At 36.5% G+C, this 19,535-nt stretch carries 16 protein-coding genes and 2 pseudogenes; 13 read left to right on the plus strand and 5 right to left on the minus strand.

Features of this window, described 5'->3' with window-relative positions; all coding sequences use genetic code 11:
* Window positions 1-8: 8 nt before the first annotated feature.
* The 3 genes and pseudogenes from DT250_RS12390 to DT250_RS12400 all read right to left on the minus strand — a co-directional run bounded on the left by DT250_RS12390 (window position 9) and on the right by DT250_RS12400 (window position 2,530).
* Window positions 9-700 (minus strand): annotated as a pseudogene (locus DT250_RS12390) (HAD family hydrolase).
* A 22-nt stretch (window positions 701-722) separates the two neighbouring features.
* Window positions 723-977 (minus strand): YbeF family protein, encoded by a 255-nt coding sequence (locus DT250_RS12395; protein ID WP_001003934.1) that lies wholly within the window; start codon window positions 975-977, stop codon window positions 723-725.
* A 167-nt stretch (window positions 978-1,144) separates the two neighbouring features.
* A complete protein-coding gene (locus tag DT250_RS12400) occupies window positions 1,145-2,530 on the minus strand; it encodes a hypothetical protein (protein ID WP_088064300.1) in 1,386 nt (461 codons plus the stop codon).
* Between the two features lie 166 nt (window positions 2,531-2,696).
* On the opposite strand from DT250_RS12400, the gene DT250_RS12405 reads away from it, so the two are divergent.
* Complete coding sequence (locus DT250_RS12405; RefSeq protein WP_088064299.1) at window positions 2,697-3,062, plus strand: YoqO family protein; 366 nt, start codon at window positions 2,697-2,699, stop codon at window positions 3,060-3,062.
* Window positions 3,063-3,077: 15 nt separating this feature from the next.
* A pseudogene (locus tag DT250_RS12410) lies at window positions 3,078-3,414 on the plus strand (YoqO family protein).
* 42 nt (window positions 3,415-3,456) lie between these two features.
* Here DT250_RS12410 and DT250_RS12415 read toward each other — a convergent pair.
* On the minus strand, window positions 3,457-4,527 hold the full coding sequence (locus tag DT250_RS12415) for a M24 family metallopeptidase (RefSeq protein WP_088064298.1): 1,071 nt from the start codon (window positions 4,525-4,527) through the stop codon (window positions 3,457-3,459).
* Between the two features lie 543 nt (window positions 4,528-5,070).
* Here DT250_RS12415 and DT250_RS12420 point away from each other — a divergent pair.
* Window positions 5,071-6,234 (plus strand): lysozyme inhibitor LprI family protein, encoded by a 1,164-nt coding sequence (locus tag DT250_RS12420; RefSeq protein ID WP_097889665.1) that lies wholly within the window; start codon window positions 5,071-5,073, stop codon window positions 6,232-6,234.
* Between the two features lie 49 nt (window positions 6,235-6,283).
* Here the strand turns inward: DT250_RS12420 and DT250_RS12425 are convergent, their stop codons facing one another.
* A complete protein-coding gene (locus tag DT250_RS12425) occupies window positions 6,284-7,993 on the minus strand; it encodes an Rqc2 family fibronectin-binding protein (protein ID WP_087985060.1) in 1,710 nt (569 codons plus the stop codon).
* Between the two features lie 105 nt (window positions 7,994-8,098).
* Between DT250_RS12425 and DT250_RS12430 the strand changes: the two genes are divergently transcribed.
* The 10 genes from DT250_RS12430 to rsmB all read left to right on the plus strand — a co-directional run bounded on the left by DT250_RS12430 (window position 8,099) and on the right by rsmB (window position 19,535).
* Entirely contained in the window at window positions 8,099-10,822 is a 2,724-nt protein-coding gene (locus DT250_RS12430; protein ID WP_048546043.1) for a calcium-translocating P-type ATPase, SERCA-type, read from the plus strand.
* A 99-nt stretch (window positions 10,823-10,921) separates the two neighbouring features.
* Window positions 10,922-11,797: a YicC/YloC family endoribonuclease gene (locus tag DT250_RS12435; RefSeq protein ID WP_000563111.1), complete on the plus strand. Its 876-nt coding sequence runs from the start codon at window positions 10,922-10,924 to the stop codon at window positions 11,795-11,797.
* A gap of 67 nt (window positions 11,798-11,864) precedes the next feature.
* Window positions 11,865-12,128: an extracellular matrix/biofilm regulator RemA gene (gene remA / locus DT250_RS12440; RefSeq protein ID WP_001251456.1), complete on the plus strand. Its 264-nt coding sequence runs from the start codon at window positions 11,865-11,867 to the stop codon at window positions 12,126-12,128.
* A 13-nt stretch (window positions 12,129-12,141) separates the two neighbouring features.
* Window positions 12,142-12,759, plus strand: a complete 618-nt coding sequence (gene gmk, locus DT250_RS12445) for a guanylate kinase (RefSeq protein WP_001257740.1) — start codon at window positions 12,142-12,144, stop codon at window positions 12,757-12,759.
* Between the two features lie 2 nt (window positions 12,760-12,761).
* A complete protein-coding gene (rpoZ, locus tag DT250_RS12450) occupies window positions 12,762-12,974 on the plus strand; it encodes a DNA-directed RNA polymerase subunit omega (RefSeq protein WP_000933965.1) in 213 nt (70 codons plus the stop codon).
* Between the two features lie 172 nt (window positions 12,975-13,146).
* Window positions 13,147-14,352, plus strand: a complete 1,206-nt coding sequence (gene coaBC, locus DT250_RS12455) for a bifunctional phosphopantothenoylcysteine decarboxylase/phosphopantothenate--cysteine ligase CoaBC (protein WP_088064294.1) — start codon at window positions 13,147-13,149, stop codon at window positions 14,350-14,352.
* Window positions 14,349-16,754 carry a primosomal protein N' gene (gene priA, locus DT250_RS12460; RefSeq protein WP_149213090.1) on the plus strand — a complete coding sequence of 802 codons (2,406 nt, stop codon included), beginning with the start codon at window positions 14,349-14,351 and terminating at the stop codon, window positions 16,752-16,754. Before coaBC ends, priA begins: the two co-directional genes overlap by 4 nt.
* A gap of 11 nt (window positions 16,755-16,765) precedes the next feature.
* The gene (def, locus tag DT250_RS12465; protein WP_000279468.1) at window positions 16,766-17,236 is read left to right on the plus strand and encodes a peptide deformylase; all 471 of its coding nucleotides are present in this window, start codon (window positions 16,766-16,768) and stop codon (window positions 17,234-17,236) included.
* Window positions 17,237-17,259: 23 nt separating this feature from the next.
* Entirely contained in the window at window positions 17,260-18,204 is a 945-nt protein-coding gene (gene fmt / locus DT250_RS12470) for a methionyl-tRNA formyltransferase (RefSeq protein WP_088064292.1), read from the plus strand.
* Window positions 18,201-19,535: a 16S rRNA (cytosine(967)-C(5))-methyltransferase RsmB gene (rsmB, locus tag DT250_RS12475; protein WP_001249653.1), complete on the plus strand. Its 1,335-nt coding sequence runs from the start codon at window positions 18,201-18,203 to the stop codon at window positions 19,533-19,535. Before fmt ends, rsmB begins: the two co-directional genes overlap by 4 nt.

The following is a 19,535-nucleotide window of genomic DNA, read 5'->3' on the forward strand; positions in this document are numbered from 1 at the left end:
TCGTCTTTTTATATTATTGTTAAAACTTCATGTAAAGAACAGATAGTAGGAACATCAAACTTGAGTTGCAAGTTATCCCGATTTAACCATATCCCATGCATTCCAGCTGCTGTACTACTAATTGCATCTGTTTCTAATCGATCGCCAATATAATAGCAATCTTTCATTTCAAGATTTGATTGTAATACAGTTCTTTGAAAAATTTTAGGGTCTGGTTTCGATATCCCAATTTCACTAGAAGTAAATATGTATTTGAAATATTGTAGAATGTTTAGAGTAGTTAACTTTTCGACTTGTTGCTCATATTCACCATTACTAATGATACCTAATGAGTGCCCTTTTTCCTGCAAGGTCTGTAATGTATAGTTTACATCTTCAAACGCGGTCCAGTTGTTCTTATATAGTTCTATATATTGATTGAATTTATGCTGAGATTCCTCGGGAGATAAGTTTACTCCATATGCTTTAAATAAATGATACATTCGCATACTTTGTTGTTCTTGAAAAGATAATTCTTTGGATAAAAATTTGTTGAAATATTCTTCTGATAATTCATGCCAGACTTTCGTTGCCTCTAATTCATTGCCTCTAATTCATTGCCTGAAAAAATAGTATTATATATTTGAAAAAAATCTATAATACCATTTCTTTCAGCGGCCTCATAATCAAGTAAAGTTCCATCAATATCAAAGAAAACCATATTCCTGTCTCCTTGCTAACAACTATTTAGCATTTTCCGCAACTTCATATCCTCTTACAAACAATAGCGTCATATAAGAAACAATAAATGAGAAAATGCTATACATGCCAACCCAAAAGAAAAATTTTGGAGTAAAGGCGATAACACCTATTATTAAAAAACTAGCAAACGTTACAATCGGCATTACGTAATACGTTTTCGTCTTGCGCGTTCCAATAACAGAAACGATAAAGATAAGTAATGGACAAATTAATAAGACGAAAATCAATTCATTCATAGTTATGTCCCCTTTTCTAATGGAAGTAATCTGTTTCTCGTAAACGTTTTGGAATAAATACTCTCTTAATATAATTTCGCTAACATATACATAACTCCTTTTGAAAGCCAGTAATTCATGATGAATTTTACAATAAAAAAACATAAGCAAGAGAACACTTGCTTATGTTATAGGATAAACATCGCAACGATTGTGGTGACAATTAAGCCAATCACAACCGGTAAAAAATTTCGTCTTGCAAGTTCAAATGGATCCACTTTACAAATGGCAGCGGCAGGAATAAGCGCCCAAGGAATTAAAGTCCCGCCTCCGGTCCAGATTGCAGCAATTTGCCCGAGTGCTGTTAATGTAGCTGTTCCATGCCCAAGTGCTGTTCCGAAAAGATTGGCAATTGAACCAGCAAGTGATATACCGGAAAAACCAGACCCATCTAAGCCTGTTATGACACCAACGATAGTTAATGTTCCCGCCGATACATATTGGTTTAAAGGAACAGTTTGAGATAAGGCGATCCCTAAGTCGTTAATGATTCCATGTGAACCTTTCGGTAAATAGTCTCCGATAATTTTTACAAAACCGCTATCTCCTAAATAAAAGAGTGCAGCAATTGGAATAACTGGGCCGAAAATTTTAAATCCAAATTGGAGCCCTTCTATAAAATAATCGGTCGTTTTATTCAGTCCATTTCCTTTGTAAGCGATGAGGGAAATAATGATAATCATAATAACAGTCGTCCCGCCGATAAGTGCAGTTGCGTCGCTTCCTTGTAGTTTAAATTGAATCATGCAAAGGATATCGATGGCATATACGATCGGAATACAAATAGCGAGCCATTTTTTTGTCCGAGGAGATAATGAAGTGAGCGTTTTAGAAGACTCAGTTGATGGGATAGATTCTTGTATAGATAAGCCTGTATGGAATTCTTTTCGTAAGAAGAAAAATGCGACGGAAGTTGTCACAATACCCATAACGATAACGAGGGGAACACTGGCAGAAACAACGCTGGAAACAGGAAAACCAGCAGCATCCGCTGTTAATTTCGGTGCACCTTGAATAACGAAGTCACCAGATAAGGCGATGCCGTGTCCGAACAAGTTCATAGCAATGGCAACTCCAATTGGTGGAAGGCCGACGCGTACAGCGACGGGTAATAAAATAGCTCCCATTAAAGCGACAGCTGGAGAAGGCCAAAAGAAGAAAGAAATTGTCATCATTAAAAGGCCGATAATCCAGTAGGCGAGGGTAGGGGTACGAATCATCTTTGTAAATGGTGAAATCATCGTATCATTTATGCCAGTATGAACGAGTAGATTGCTCATTGATACGATAATGGAGATGATTAATATAGTTGGTAATAGTTCAGTAATAGCGTAAATGAAACTTTGAAAAATACCGCTAACGGCAAGAGGGATAGAACTTGTAGCGGTTAATGCTAATAAAAAGATAAAAACGATACAAATAATCGTCGTATCTTTCCGGAGAATAAAAAAAGTAATAATAGTGAGTAAACAAAGAATATAGAGAGCATGCAACAGCGTTAATTCAACTCCCATAACATTCACATCCTTTAGGCATTCGTGTAGTTTATTGTATGAAAGCAGTAAAAGTATGTGAGTATAGGAAAAAGAAAAAAGTGAAATTTCATGTACTGTAATGGTAAGAAGTAGAAATGGATGTTACAATACAATTAATCCTAAAAATGGAATTTAAGGAGGGTTTATGCGCAAAAAAATTGGGTTTTGGGGATTCATCCTTTCTTGTAGTCTATTAATCATTTTGAATCTGTTTACAAGTAATGAATGGATCAGTATTATACCTGTTTTCGGGTTTGTATTTATACTTTTATATAACTGGGAAGATATGAAACAATATAGTAAGAAAAGTATCGGAATGATGATAGGTATCATTGTTATTTGCTCATTTTTCGTAGGGTTTATTTTAATAGAAGGGCAGAAGCAAATGGAGAAAATGTCTATTTTTCAAGAATGGATGTCTTCTGCAAAAGGTCTTTATCTTGTAATTGTCGTTGTTGTTTTTCTAAGAATTGTTATAAGCGTAGTAAGTTACATATTAAAGGAGAAGTAGAATGGGGGAGTACGAATGAGAGAGAAAATAGGTTATTATGGTGTGCTCGTTTGTTTACTATTATCAGTTGTTTCAGGGCATATGTATAGGAGTATTGATTTTTGCACCTATGTATCGCTGGAAAGAATGGAAGGCATATAGCCGAAAAAAGAAAATTGTTTTCAGCATCGAGTTTGTCATTGTAATAAGCACGATTCCATTTTTGTTATTGAAAGGAAATGAGATAATAGATGGAATTGTAATGTTTCAAGGCTGGTTATTTATTGCGAAATCGATATATTTAATATGCATTTTAATGTTGGTAGCGGTAGTCGCTAAAAAAGTAAATGAAAAGCTATTCGCTAATGAATAAAAGAAAATGCCACCTTATTCGGTGGCATTTTTTTCTATGATTTCAACAAGGGATAACAATTAGTTCCCGATTTGATTTTGTAATAACTTCATATCCGTCTTTTGTGATGACAATATCATCTTCAATTCTACAACCGCCCCAGTTTGGTATGTAAATACCAGGTTCAACGGTAACAACCATACCTTCTTCTAAAGTAGCCTTACTTTCTTGGGATAGACGAAGAGGTTCATGTATTTCTAATCCAAGACCATGACCAGTAGAGTGTCCAAAATATTGACCGTATCCATGTTCTGTAATGTAATCTCTCGTTATATCATCGATACTTTTCGCAGTTTCTCCAGGCTTAATTGCTTCAGTCCCACGTTTTAACGCTTCTCGTACAACATTGTATATCTTTTTGAATTCTTCGGATGGTTCTCCGATTGCTACAGTACGAGTTATATCGGAACAATATCCATCGTAAAGTGCACCGAAATCTAATGTAACAACGTCGCCTCGTTCGATTATTTTATTTGATGCAACTCCATGAGGAAGTGAAGAACGAACGCCAGAAGCTACAATGATTTGGAATGAAGAGGATGTAGCTCCTTTTTTTCTCATGAAAAATTCTAACTCATCTCGTACATCATTTTCACTTATTCCTGGTTTTAGAAACGTAAGGATGTGGTGAAATGCTTCGTCAGCAATATTAGCTGCGATTTTCATTGTTTCTATTTCAGGCATGTCTTTAATAATACGAATATTTTCGATGATTTCGCACACTTGAACCATTTCTACATGTACGTATTTTTGTAAGTTTTTATATTGTTGCAATGTCATGTTGTTCTCTTCAATTCCGAGTTTTTGAATGTTTAATTTTGATACTTGATTTGCAATTTCTTTTTCTAAATTTCCTTTATGCATAATAATTTCAGCATCTTTTATTTGTGATTTTGCTTGATCTACATAGCGAAAATCAGTTATAAAAACAGCTTTATCCGCAGAGATTAAGACGACGCCAGCACTACCTGTAAAGCCTGTTGCATATTGGCGATTTTCTTTTTTTGTAATAAGCAATCCGTCAATTTCATAATTTTGTAGTTGATTTTGGATTTTATTAATTTTTAAAGTCATGTTAATTCCCCCTATTCACAGTATTGAATAAAGCAAATAGCGTGCCAAAAAATATTGTTAGAGAAAAGATAACAGAAATTGCATATCTTTTAGGTAGGGAATTTATCCCGCTTTAATGGGCAGTAAGACCCACACCTCAAAATTCAGCGAAAGCAAAGGAGTTAGGTGGGGGATGAAGAAAACCCCCACTGATTAAAGTTTCACTTTATCCCGCTATTTATGGGTGGTGGGCTGCTCGTGAAATACAGATTATTTCAATTATCAGTGGGAGAATGAGAAAAATATCGATCACAATTTCAGTTTCTTTACAAGGTGTCAAAAATTTTATACAAATTCGAAAGAGCGCTGTCAATTTTTTTGACAATATGGAAGAAAAGGATAAGAGGTTTTTAGTATATATTTTGAAAGTATGTCCTTTGTTTCGTTCTGATATAAAATTTAATATATAAATAAACAACTGTTATTGATATAATAGGTAATTGTTGGATTTCTCTCGGAAATAGGGAAACGTAACGAATATGAAGGAATAAGGATTGTGAGTACATGAAGAAATTAAGTAAAGTAATATCATTTTGCTTGGCTGCTAGTATGCTAGTTGTAACAGGTTGTGAAAAAGGTGAAAACAAAGTTCAAGTAAATGAAACGATTGAACAGCTTGATGAAGCGCCAGAAGTGAAAGAAAAAGAAGCGAAAAAGATTGTAAGAAAGAGTGTAGATGCAATAGCAAATGCATTTAGTGAGATGGAAAAAGAAAATGGATGGAGCCGAAATAATCCTGGAGATTTAGCTACAGCTAAAAAAGGCGTTGAGGGGCTAGTTTCAGATAAGTTTGTGGAGAAGGAGCTTCCAGGATTGCTTGATACATTTAATAGATCAAGGGAAACAGATATGTTACCATTTCCGATTCATATTGAGCCGGACGTGAGGACAACTTATTCACAGAAAAATGATGTCTTAAAGATTGAGACGCTTACTCTTGCAAATGATATGGGTAATGAAGCGGAGATGTGGGAATTTGTCTTAGTGTATACCGATGGAAAATGGTTAATGGATAGATGGTCATCAAATACGTCAGTAGATTTAAAGTTAACTAAAGAAGAAGCTAAAGAACTTCTTAGAGTACAAGGTTTCAAGAATGTCTCTTTCGTTAGAGAAGAGAATAGTGGAAATAAAAAATATATTTTTAAAGAAAGTAACGGAGTAGTTGCTGTCGACGCAAAAAACTCGGTTATTACTCACAATGTAGATGATGAAGAGCAAGAAAAGGTAACGAAAAAAGATTTTGTTCAAGAGCAAGAAACAGTTAAGGGGAATGATTCTAGTACGTCTACTAGTTCAAAAAAAGAAACTTCGTCAGCGGTGGGGAAAACTAAGGTTTTAAATGAGTTAGCAGCTCTAGAAAACCAAGAAAAACATACAAATGTTATGTCAACAAATGACATAGTAAATGAAATAGAAGGAAATTATCAACTGTGGGATAATAAACTAAATGAAATTTACAGCACATTAAAAAATACGATGTCAGCTGATGCGTTTCAGTCGTTGAAAAAGAAACAAGTTGCATGGGTTAAAGAAAAGGAAAGTAAGGTTAAAGCAATTGCTATGGATGAAAATAATGGAACGATGAAATATATTGAAGCAGCAGATGAAAAATACAAGATGACAAAAGAAAGATGTTATGAATTAGTGAATGGGTATATGAACTAGTGTGAACGAATGTAAAAAATGCGTTGCTTATAAGCAACGCATTTTTTATTTACGCTTTTAATTTCATTACAGTATCAGCATCAGGTGTTACATATACGGTTTGCTGATTGTCGTACGTAACAAAACCAAGTTTTGCACCACTCGGTTTTTTGACATGGCGTATTTTGGTGAAATCTACAGGAACAGAACTAGAATCTTTTGCTTTACTGAAATAGGCAGCGATTTTAGCAGCTTCTAACACGGTTTCTTCGGTAGGTTCAAGAGAACGAATGACAACATGAGACCCAGGGATATCTTTCGTATGTAACCAAATTTCATCACGACGGGCAAACTTCGTTGTTAAATAATCATTTTGCTTGTTGTTTTTACCGACGAAAATTTCTGTTCCGTCACTAGCTAAATATTTGTCTAATACCGGTTTAGTTGGTTTCTTCTTAGCATTTTTTGCTTTACGATTGCGCATATAACCTTCTTCAGCTAATTCCTCGCGAATTTCTTCAATATCTTTTGAAGAAGCAGCTTCCATTTGTTGAAGTAAGCTATCAAAATAAATAATTTCTTCATTTGTTTTTTCGATTTGTTCTTCTACAACAACAACTGAATTTTTCGCTTTTTGGTACTTTTGGAAATAGCGTTGCGCATTGTCAGATGGTGTTTTTAAAGGATCTAATGTAATTTTTACAGTTCCGCCATTTTCGTCGTAATAGTTAACGACTTCAATATCTTTATCACCTTTTTTCAAAGCGTACATATTGGCTGTAAGTAGTTCTCCGAATAGTTGATATTTATCTGCTTTTCCGGCATCTTGTAATGTTTTTTCTAGTTTAATGAGTTTCTTCTCATTTTTATTTTTTTCGTTTTGCATAAAGCGCTCTAAATCATAAGCTTGTTGTTTTACACGGTCGCGCTCTGCTTTTCCGAAAAAGAAACGGTCTAGCAATTCACTAACAGATGAGAATGTCTTGTCTTCTCCTTGCAAGTGTGCAAGAGGGAAAAGATAAAAGAATTCTTTCCCATTTGAAGTAGTCATTGTTGGTGAATATGTATGAGTTAGTAATGGTTTTTGTATGGAGAAAAATGCGTCCGCTAATGCTTTTTCATTTACCATACCTGCTTTTTTCACTACTTCTTTTGCGAATAACGGCGAAATTCCCGTGAAGGTGCCGACAAGCTGTTTATCCATATTTCCAGATAGAAAGTCTAGCGGTCTAATAAATTCATCATTTGTTTCAATCTGGAGTGGGTTAATTTTATGTTGTGCTGGTGGTGCAATGTACTCCGCTCCAGCATATACAGTTCGATGTCTGTTTACCGCTAAAGAAACGTGTTTTAAGCTATCTAAAATATTGTTTGTTTTTGTGTCTACTAAAATGATGTTACTATGTCGTCCCATTATTTCAATTACTAATGTTTTTAGCGATTCGTCACCAATTTCATTTCTGCTACGAACGGTAATTTGAATAATGCGCTCTAAATCAATTTGTTCAATTTTTTCAATGAACCCACCTTCTAAATGCTTACGAAGAAGCATACAAAACATTGGCGGAAGTGCAGGTGAATCGTAATTTTGATTTGTTAAGTGTAAACGTGCATATGTCGGATGAGCGGAAAGAATTAGTTTTTGATTTTTTCCGTTTGCTCGAATATGTAATAAAATCTCGTATTTTGAAGGTTGATATATTTTGGAAATTCTTCCTGTGTAAAGAGAATTTGCAATTTCATGTGTAATTGCTCTTGTAAATAATCCATCGAATGCCATAAATGAACACTCCTTTCTAACTAAAAGTTAATTATAGCATTTTTTTGGACGAGGCTGAATAAGCTTTCAATAGAGTATGTCTGGAATCAGGAGGTCGATAGCGGGATGAACTGGTATGGAATGCGCGCACACGAAGTGGAAGAAAGAACGAATACGAATGTGAAGGTTGGGCTTACAGAGAAGGAAGCAGAAGGGCGAATAAAAAAATTTGGTACAAATGAATTAGATGAAGCCAAAAGGCCTTCTGCACTGATGGTATTTTTGGCGCAGTTTAAAGATTTTATGGTACTTGTTTTATTTGGTGCAACAATAGTTTCAGCTTTTTTAGGTGAATACATTGATTCTATTGCGATTGTTGCGATTGTTATTATCAATGGTATTCTTGGCTTTTTTCAAGAAAGAAAGGCTGAAAAGTCACTGGAAGCTTTAAAAGAGCTAGCCGCCCCGCAAGTTACTGTAATGCGGAATGGAAATTGGGTAAAAGCACCGTCTAAAGCACTTGTTTTAGGTGATATCATTAAATTTTCTAGTGGTGATCGTATTGGGGCGGATGTACGTCTTGTTGAGGCATCAAGTTTATATATCGAAGAATCAGCTTTGACAGGAGAGTCAGTACCGGTGCAGAAGAAGGTAGAAGCTCTGCAGGGGCAAGATGTTTCAATTGGTGATCAAAAAAATATGGCTTTTATGGGTACGATGATTACACGAGGAGCTGGAACAGGGGTCGTTGTAGCAACTGGTATGAATACAGCGATGGGCCAAATTGCAAATATGTTACAAAATGCAGAGCAAATGGAAACACCACTGCAAAGAAGATTAGAGCAACTCGGGAAAATATTAATTATTGTGGCTCTTATTTTGACAGCGCTTGTCGTATTAGCCGGTGTGTATCAAGGGAATGAAGTGTATCATATGTTTTTAGCAGGCGTGTCGCTAGCTGTTGCTGCTATTCCTGAAGGATTACCAGCAATTGTTACAGTAGCTTTATCGCTTGGTGTACAGCGTATGATTAAAAAGAGAGCAATTGTAAGGAAGTTACCAGCGGTAGAAACGTTAGGATGCGCTTCTGTTATATGCTCTGATAAAACAGGAACAATGACGCAAAACAAAATGATGGTAACACATATGTGGTCAGGTGGGGAATTATGGAAAGTTACGGGTCAAGGATATGAACCTAATGGCTCTTTTTTGAAAGGTGAAAAAGAATGCGATCCAGCTAAAACAAAAGCACTGTATCAACTACTAACATTTGGTTCACTTTGTAATAACGCAAATATTATTCAAAAGAAAAAGGCGTATGTATTAGATGGAGATCCAACTGAGGGAGCACTTGTAGCTGCAGCAATGAAAGCGGGGATAACACGTGAGGCACTGAAAGGGAAATTTGAAATTATTCGTGAATTTCCATTCGATTCAACTCGAAAAATGATGAGTGTTATTGTGCGAGATAGAGAGGGGAAAAAGTTTCTTGTTACGAAGGGAGCACCAGATGTCCTCCTGCAAATGAGTCAAACGATTTTATGGGGGGATAAGCAACAACCGTTAAGTGAGTTGTATAGAAAAGAAGTACAGGCGGCTATTCATAGTTTAGGTAGTCAAGCGCTCCGAACAATTGCAGTTGCATTTAAGCCATTAAAAGTAACAGATTCTATTGAACATGAAAGAGACGTTGAAAAAGATTTTATGTTGGTCGGGATACAGGGAATGATTGATCCGCCAAGACCAGAGGTAGAACAGGCTGTAAAAGAGTGCAGAGAAGCTGGTATTCGAACAGTGATGATTACAGGAGATCATAAAGTGACAGCAATGGCAATTGCGGAACAATTAGGGGTTTTACCACCTGGTGGACGTGTTGTTGAAGGAGTAGAACTCGCGAATATGGATGTAGAGGAACTAGAAAGTGTTGTAGAAGATACGTATGTATTTGCTCGAGTATCACCTGAACATAAATTGAAGATTGTTAAGGCGTTGCAAAATAAAGGGCATATAGTAGCGATGACAGGTGATGGAGTAAACGATGCTCCGGCTATAAAAACAGCGGATATTGGGATAGCGATGGGAATTACAGGGACAGATGTTGCGAAAGAAGCTTCTTCTCTTGTTTTGCTAGATGATAATTTTGCTACGATTAAATCAGCAATTAAAGAAGGTAGAAATATATACGAGAATATACGTAAGTTTATTCGTTATTTATTAGCATCGAACGTAGGAGAAATTTTAGTCATGTTATTTGCAATGTTACTTGCATTACCGCTGCCGATGGTTCCCATTCAAATTTTATGGGTGAACTTAGTGACTGACGGATTACCGGCGATGGCATTAGGATTGGATAAGGCGGAAGGAGACGTTATGAAGAGAACGCCGCGTCATCCGAAAGAAGGGGTATTTGCTAGAGGGCTTGCCTGGAAAATTATAAGCCGTGGCTTTCTAATTGGAGCAGTGACGTTAGTGGCGTTTATTATTGCATATAATCAACATCCAAATGAACTGAAATATGCACAAACTGTGGCGTTTGCGACGTTGGTACTTGCACAACTTATTCATGTATTTGATTGCCGGAGTGAACATTCTATCTTCCACCGTAATCCGTTTGGGAACGTGTATTTAGTAGGAGCGGTTATTATTTCTTTACTGTTAATGTTAGTGGTTATATATTACCCACCGCTACAACCGATCTTTAGTACAATGCCAATACAAGCGAGAGATTGGTTGTTAATTGGAGGTTTGTCATCAATTCCGACCTTCTTGTTAGTAGGTTCTTTATTAACAGGGAAAAAGGGGAAGAAGGAAAAGCCAGTATTATATAAGAAGGGATTAAACTTGAAATAGTCAATGATATGAAAATGTGATATAATTTACAGAAGGTAGTAGAGCCTTGTCTCTATTACCTTTTTCATTGAGTTATTTCATGGCTTGGATGTGATAAAAATGATTTGTAGTATGACAGGATTTGGAAGATCGAAAGTAGAAAATGATACTTTTCAAATTACAGTAGAAATGAAATCGGTGAACCACCGTTTCCTAGAGATGAGTATTCGACTTCCGAAGCAAATGATGATATTTGAAGAAAAAATTCGTAAAATAATTGCAGAACAAGTTCGGCGTGGACGCATTGAAGTGTCTATTAGTATAACGGGTGAAGGGCTTGTTGAAAGAAAATTAAGTGTGAATTGGTCGCTTCTTGAGCAGTACCAATCGATTATGGAAGATATAAAAGGAAAATTTCAATTACAAGATTCTATTACACTTCAGCAATTAATGGAAATGCCAGAAGTAACAGCGATTGAAGAAGTAGAAAATGTAAATGAACAATTTGAGAACGGTTTATATGAGGCTGTTCGCCAAGCTGCTCATATGTTAAAAACGATGAGAGATGGCGAAGGAGAACGATTACATAAAGATATAGCGTATCGTTTACAAGAGATTCACAATTGTGTAAATGCAATTATTCCGCATGTACCGATTGTTACACAAAAATATCGTGAACGATTAGAAAATCGCTTAAAAGAATTACATAATCAAGATCTAGATGAACAAAGATTGTTAACAGAAGTCGCAATCTTTGCAGAGCGTTGTGATATTCACGAAGAGTTAGTTCGTTTGCAAAGTCATTTAGAGCAATTTCGTGAAACACTGCAGATTGAAGAGCCTGTTGGAAGGAAAATGGATTTCATCGTGCAAGAGATGCATAGAGAAATTAATACGATTGGTTCTAAGGCAAATGACTTAACAATTTCAAAATATGTTGTAGAAATGAAAAATAACCTTGAAAAAATTCGTGAACAAGTACAAAATATTGAGTAGCTTTCAAAAAATATATAAAGTTATACGTGGTGGAGAAATCGGATAGACTTACTAGGAGGCGCAAACTATGGCCATGCGGTTTTTAAATATTGGATACGGAAATATTGTATCTGCTCATCGAATTATTGCTATTGTAAGTCCGGAGTCAGCTCCTATTAAACGAACAGTACAGGAAGCACGCGAACATAATGCTTTGCTTGATGCTACGTATGGGAGAAAAACAAGGGCGGTTATTGTTATGGATGATGGGCATGTGGTATTAAGTCCAATTCAGCCAGAGACGATTGCACATCGTTTGAATAATAAAGAAGATTTAAGTGAGGAAGGGTAGGTTTTACATATTTATGAGAAGTAGAAGAGGATTGCTCATCGTTCTTTCAGGACCTTCTGGGGTTGGTAAAGGAACGGTTCGAAAAGAGCTGTTTAGTCATGAGGATACACGTTTTCAGTACTCCATTTCAGTAACGACACGTAAGCCACGTGAAGGTGAAGTAGATGGTGTGGATTATTTCTTTAAAGAGAGAGAAGAATTTGAGGAAATGATTCGTAATGAAAAATTACTTGAGTGGGCTGAGTTTGTAGGTAATTATTACGGAACACCGATTGACTATGTTGAAAAAACATTACAAGAAGGAAAAGATGTATTCTTAGAAATTGAAGTGCAAGGAGCAATTCAAGTTAAGAAAGCTTTCCCAGAAGGTGTATTTATTTTCTTAGCACCTCCAAGTTTATCTGAACTAAAGAACCGTATTGTCGGCCGTGGTACAGAAACTGAAGATGTTATTGAAAATCGTTTAACGGTAGCGAAAGAAGAAATCGAAATGATGGACGCTTACGACTATGTTGTAGAAAACGATCAAGTTGAATTAGCTTGTGAAAGAATTAAAGCAATTGTGGTTGGTGAACATTGCCGCCGCGAAAGAGTAGCAAAATATTATAAAGAAATGACGGAGGGTCTATAATTATGTTAAATCCATCAATTGATTCATTATTAACAAAAATCGATTCTAAATATACACTTGTAACAGTAGCTGCAAAACGTGCGCGTGAAATGCAACTTGCTGATAACTGTGTTATCGAGCAACCTGTTTCTCATAAATGTGTAGGTAAATCATTAGAAGAAATCGATGCAGAAGTATTAAAATATGTACCAAGCGAAGGCAAAATCATCGATTAAGACATTCTTTTCGACAAATTAAAACATAGACTTTATAATTTTCTATGTAACGGTAACAACCTATTTACAAGTAGGTTGTTATTTTTTTACGATAGGGAAGAAATATTGGTACTGATGAGCTGGGAATTCTGTTTCAGTATTATAAGTTTGAAAAAGAAAGAGGACGAGCCATATGCTAAAAGGGAAAAAGATACTTCTATGTGTAACAGGAGGCATTGCGGTCTTTAAAGCGGCTGCGTTAACTAGTAAATTGACACAAGCTGGTGCTATTGTAAAAGTAATGATGAGTGGGTCGGCAATGAAGTTTGTTACGCCTCTTACATTTCAAGCACTTTCTCGCCATGATGTATATACAGATACATTCGATGAGAAAGACTCGGCTGTTATTGCACATATCGATTTAGCAGATTGGGCAGATGTAGTACTTGTTGCACCTGCTACTGCCAATTGTATTGGGAAGTTAGCTGGTGGTATTGCAGACGATATGATTACAACTACTTTGTTAGCTACTACAGCCCCAGTGTGGATTGCACCTGCTATGAATGTGCATATGTATGAAAACAAAATTGTACAAAAAAATATGATGACGTTGAAAACGTTAGGATATACATTTATTGAGCCTGGAGAAGGTTTTTTAGCGTGTGGTTATGTTGCGAAGGGAAGACTAGAAGAACCGGAAGCAATTATTGCACGGTTAGAAGAGGCTTTTTCCGAACAAAAACCGTTGCAAGGAAAAAAAATATTAATAACTGCTGGCCCAACTCGTGAAAAGATTGATCCAGTGCGTTTTATGACCAATTTTTCTTCTGGGAAAATGGGATATGCAATTGCGGAAGTGGCAGCGAACTTAGGTGCTGATGTCATACTTGTTTCGGGACCGACAGCATTAAACCCACCATTACATGTAAATACGGTACAAGTGGAATCTGCACAAGATATGTTAGAAGTAGTTCTGCAACAGTATCAAAACGTAGATGTTGTCATTAAAACAGCAGCAGTTGCAGATTATCGCCCGAAATATGTTCATGATAATAAAATGAAAAAGAAAAATGGAGATGCTGTAATCGAACTCGAGAGAACAGTAGATATTTTAAAAACGTTAGGTGAGATGAAGGATCAACAGTTACTTATCGGTTTTGCGGCTGAAACGACAAAGGTAGAAGAATACGCAACAAAAAAATTACGTGAGAAAAATGCGAATATGATTGTTGCGAACGATGTAAAGGCACAAGGAGCTGGATTTGGTACAGATACAAACATTGTAACAATGTATAGAAAAGATGGAGAAGTCATCGAGTTACCACTTTTAACGAAGAAAGAGGTTGCTCGTGAAATATTAAAGCAAATTGAAATGATGTTAGAAGATGATCGTCTATGAAATTTGCAAGTGTAATTGTTGATGTACCTGCACGTCAGACAGATCGACCATTTGATTATATTATCCCTAAAAAGTGGGAAGATATTGTCCAGACAGGCATGCGTGTAGTAGTTCCATTTGGCCCAAGGAAATTGCAAGGCTTTATTATTGGGATCAAAGATTCGGCTGAAGTAGAAAGTAAGAAGCTAAAGACAATCCATGAAATATTAGATGTAACACCAGTTTTAAACGAGGAATTATTAAAGCTTGGATATTGGCTTACAAGCGAAACGTTATGTTATATGATTTCAGCCTTTCAAGTCATGCTTCCAACGGCGATAAAAGCTACGTATAAAAAGCGTCTACAACTTCGTAAACAAGAAGTAGTAGCACCTGAACTACTGTTTTTATTTCAGGACAAAGAAGCGATAGATTGGGAAGCTATTGAGACGCAGCCGCATCTATACCGCACGATTCAACAAGAAATTAAAAATGGCACGATTGAAGTTGTTTATCAGGTAAAAGATAAAGTGCAAAAGAAGAAACAAAGAGTCGTTCAACCGGAGTTGTCAGAAGATAAATTGGAGTTAGCAGCATTTGAACTGAAAAGTAAAAAACAACAAGATGTACTCTATTATTTTGTGGAAAATTATAAAAGTGTGCCGTTGAAAGTGATAACAGAAGAGTTGCAAATAACAGACGCTCCGATTAAAGCACTTGTTAAAAAGGGGCTAATTTCAGAAAAGTATGTGGAAGTGTACCGAAATCCGTATGACGATGATGATTTTGAACAAACGAAACCATTCCCACTTACGGAGGAACAAAAGCAAGTTATTGCACCGATTTTATCATCAATTACAAATGAAACTTACAATCCATTTTTACTATATGGTGTTACAGGAAGCGGAAAAACAGAAGTATATTTACAATCTATAGCAGCGGTGCTCGCGAAAGGGAAAGAAGCTATTGTACTTGTTCCTGAAATTGCACTAACGCCTCAAATGGTAGATCGTTTTAAAGGCAGATTTGGCTCGCAAGTTGCGGTTCTTCATAGTGCGCTGTCTGTTGGAGAAAAATATGATGAATGGCGTAAGATTTTAAGAAAAGAAGTGAAAGTTGTAGTTGGTGCACGTTCAGCTGTATTTGCTCCTTTTGAAAATTTAGGGATTATTATTATTGATGAGGAGCATGAATCGAGCTATAAGCAAGAAGATAATCCGAGGTATCATGCAAGGGATGTAGCTGTCTGGAGGGGGCAATATCATAAATGTCCTATCGTTCTTGGTAGTGCAACACCGACACTTGAATCGTTTGCAAGAGCGAAAAAAGGTGTGTATGAATTACTAACGATGGAAAAACGTATGAATAAACAAGCGTTACCAACAGTAGAGATTGTTGATATGCGTGAGGAACTTCGTGACGGGAATCGTTCCATGTTTTCGAAGGCATTGCATGAAAAAATAGCAGATCGATTAGAAAAGAAAGAACAGATGGTGCTCTTTTTAAATAGAAGAGGTCATTCTACATTTGTTATGTGCCGTGATTGTGGGTATGTTGTACAATGTCCGCATTGTGATATCTCGCTGACATATCATAAAATGAACCATCGTTTAAAATGTCATTACTGCAGTCACGAAGAGAATATGCCGACTGAGTGTCCTGCTTGTCAAAGTACATATATTCGTTTCTTTGGTACAGGTACACAAAAGGTAGAAGAAGAAATTACAAAACTATTTCCAGAGGCACGAGTCATTCGAATGGATGTAGATACGACAAGTCGCAAAGGAATGCATGAAAAATTATTAAAGGCGTTCGGGGAAGAAAAAGCGGATATACTACTTGGAACACAAATGATTGCGAAAGGATTAGATTTTCCTAAAGTAACGCTTGTCGGGGTTTTAACTGCAGATACGATGCTTCACTTGCCTGATTTTCGAGCGAGTGAAAAGACGTATCAGTTATTGACGCAAGTAAGTGGACGAGCAGGCAGACATGAATTGCCAGGGGAAGTTATAATTCAAACGTATACGCCAGAACATTATAGTATAGAGTTAGCAAAGAACCAACAATATGATGTGTTTTTTGACCAAGAAATGCAAATGAGACGAACAAGACAATATCCACCTTATTACTATGTTGTACTTGTAACAGTATCTCATCCGGAATTATTAAAGGCGGTGCAAGTGACGGAAAAAATTGTCGGTCATTTACGGGCGCACTGCACAGAACAAACGATGGTGTTAGGACCGGTTGCTTCAGCAATTCCAAGGATAAAAGATAGATATCGTTATCAATGCATGATAAAATACAAACGGGAACCAAACTTAAAGAACGTGCTCAAAATGGTAAATGAACATTATCAAGCAGAAATGCAAAAAGAGCTACAAATCTCAATTGATTTTAATCCAACAATGTTAATGTAGCGGAGGGAAATATGGCAGTTTTAGAAATAGTAAAGCATCCAAATGAAGTGTTAGAAACACCATGCGAAAGAGTAATTAACTTTGATAAAAAGTTAGTGAAATTGTTGAAAGATATGCATGAAACAATGTTAATTGCGGACGGAGTCGGTTTAGCTGCGCCTCAAGTAGGTGTAAGCTTGCAAGTTGCGGTAGTTGATATCGGTGATGATACGGGGAAAATCGAGTTAATCAATCCATCGATACTAGAAAAACGTGGTGAACAAGTAGGTCCCGAAGGCTGTCTAAGCTTCCCGGGACTTTATGGTGAAGTGGAACGTGCGGATTATATTAAAGTACGTGCTCAAAATCGCCGAGGTAAAGTATTTTTACTAGAAGCAGAAGGATTTTTAGCACGTGCAATTCAACATGAAATCGATCATTTACACGGTGTGTTATTTACATCGAAAGTGACAAGATATTATGAGGAAAACGAATTAGAATAGGTATTAAAAGGAGCGGTTTTTGAATGATAAAAGTAGTATTTATGGGAACACCGGACTTTTCAGTGCCGGTGCTTCGTCGTCTTATCGAAGATGGCTATGATGTAATAGGTGTTGTGACGCAGCCTGATCGTCCGGTAGGTAGAAAAAAAGTATTAACACCTACGCCTGTTAAAGTTGAAGCAGAAAAACATGGTATTCCGGTGTTACAACCGTTAAGAATTCGTGAAAAAGACGAATATGAACAAGTCTTGGCATTAGAGCCTGATTTAATTGTAACAGCTGCTTTCGGTCAGATTGTACCAAATGAAATTTTAGAAGCACCGAAGTATGGATGTATTAACGTCCACGCGTCTTTACTACCTGAACTTCGTGGTGGTGCACCAATCCATTATGCAATTATGGAAGGTAAAGAAAAAACGGGTATTACAATTATGTATATGGTAGAGAAATTGGATGCTGGTGATATCTTAACACAAGTAGAAGTCGAGATTGAAGAGCGTGAATCGACAGGCTCTTTATTCGATAAGTTAAGTGAAGCAGGGGCACACCTTCTATCTAAAACAGTACCTTTATTAATTCAAGGTAAGTTAGAACCAATTAAACAAAACGAAGAAGAAGTAACGTTTGCATATAATATAAAACGTGAGCAAGAGAAAATTGATTGGACAAAAACAGGTGAAGAAGTATACAATCACATTCGCGGATTGAATCCATGGCCAGTCGCTTATACGACTTTGGCAGGACAAGTTATTAAAGTATGGTGGGGAGAGAAGGTCTCTATTACAGAGAAAGCTGAACCAGGTACAATAGTAGCTCTTGAAGAAGATGGATTTGTTGTTGCAACAGGGAATGAGACAGGTGTTAAAATCACTGAATTGCAACCTTCTGGTAAAAAACGTATGAGTTGTTCGCAATTTTTACGTGGCACAAAACCTGAAATTGGAACGAAGTTAGGAGAAAATGCATGAGACAAAATGTTCGTGAGTTAGCTCTTGATGGCTTAATTCAAGTAGAAAAAAGTGGTGCATACAGTAACTTACTTTTAAATAATCTAATTGAAAAAAATGCAATTGATAGAAAAGATATTGGTTTGTTAACTGAAATTGTATATGGAACGATTCAACGTCGTGACACATTAGATTATTATTTACAGCCTTTTTTAAAAAAGAAGGTTGAGGCGTGGGTAAGAGTATTACTTCGCTTATCTTTATATCAAATGATTTATTTAGACCGAGTGCCAGAAAGAGCGGCTATTCATGAAGCAGTTGAAATTGCAAAGCGTCGCGGGCATAAAGGGATTGCTGGTATGGTAAACGGGGTATTACGTTCGATTCAGAGAGAAGGGGTACCTTCTGTAGATGAAATCAAGGATCCAATAGAACGTTTGGCAATTGCAACAAGTCATCCAATGTGGCTTGTGCAAGACTGGGCTTCTGAATATGGTTTAGAGACAGCAGAGAAAATGTGTGAAGTGAACATGTTACCCCCGGTACCAACAGCGCGTGTAAATGTTGATAAAATAACAGTAGAAGAAGCAATAGAGTTGTTGGCTGGTGAAGGTATAGAAGCGAAGCGCGGCGATTTATCAGAGGATGCAATTCAAATTGAAAGAGGGAATGTAGCGCATACAGATGCGTTCAAAAAAGGTTTTCTTTCTATTCAAGATGAAAGTTCTATGCTTGTAGCACGCGCTTTAGAACCGAATGAGGGAGATGAAGTTCTTGATAGTTGTGCTGCTCCGGGCGGAAAGACAACGCACATTGCAGAGCGATTAAAAGGAACAGGTCAAGTTATGTCTCTTGATTTACATGCACACAAAGTACGTTTAATTAAACAACAAGCGGAGAGACTTGGTCTAGAAAATGTCGAAACAAAAGCACTAGATGCTAGAAAAGTGCAAGAACACTTTGCGAATGAAACATTTGATAAAATATTAGTAGATGCACCATGTTCTGGATTTGGTGTGATTAGACGTAAACCTGATATTAAGTTAGGTAAAAATAAAGGCGATAGTGAAAGATTATCGACGATTCAACTTGCAATACTAGAAAAAATAGCACCGTTATTAAAACAAGGTGGTCGCCTTGTTTATAGTACGTGCACAATAGAAAAAATAGAAAATGAACAAGTAATAAAGCAATTTTTACAAGAGCATCCTGAATTTGAATGGGATACTACGATAAAAGATCGCATGCCAGAAAAGTTAAATCCGTATATTGATGAAGGTCAAGTGCGAATTTTACCGCATTATTTTGCAACAGATGGCTTTTATATTGCTTGTTTAAGGAAGAAGGTGTAG

This window comes from Bacillus sp. AR2-1 (genome assembly GCF_008368755.1).
Classification (GTDB): Bacteria; Bacillota; Bacilli; order Bacillales; family Bacillaceae_G; genus Bacillus_A; species Bacillus_A wiedmannii.